The 385-nt window shown below is 43.9% G+C and carries 1 protein-coding gene; it reads left to right on the top strand.

Annotation, left to right across the window (positions count from 1 at the left end):
* Positions 1-385 (top strand): PfkB family carbohydrate kinase (locus tag C1G53_RS00215; RefSeq protein WP_238139075.1); only part of this gene is annotated, 385 nt, incomplete at both ends.

Below are 385 nucleotides of genomic sequence, written 5' to 3'. Positions count from 1 at the left end.
CCTAACACAAGCTACCAGTTTAGATTGTCAGTTTGGTGGCTCAGAGTTGAATGTCTTGGCCAGTTTAGCACAGTTGGGGCATTCAGTTGAGTTGGTGACGGCACTTCCTGAAAATGAAGTGGGAAAGATGGCAGAACACTTTCTCTTTGCACGGCAGATTGGACAGAAGCATCTGATTCGAAAAAAAGGAAGGCTGGGGATTTATTATTATCAAAAGGGCTTCTCTCTTAGACCTAGCCAGGTGACCTACGACCGTGATTATTCTGCCTTTAGCTTATCCAAGGAAGAAGAGTATGATTTGGAAGGTATGTTTGACGGTGTCGATTGGTTTCATGTCAGTGGTATAACGGTCGCTTTGAATCCAGATATTTATCGACTGGCCTTT

It is taken from the genome of Streptococcus suis (assembly GCF_002960445.1).
Lineage (GTDB): Bacteria > Bacillota > Bacilli > Lactobacillales > Streptococcaceae > Streptococcus > Streptococcus hyiners.
This window is presented reverse-complemented; position numbering and strand designations above follow the sequence as displayed.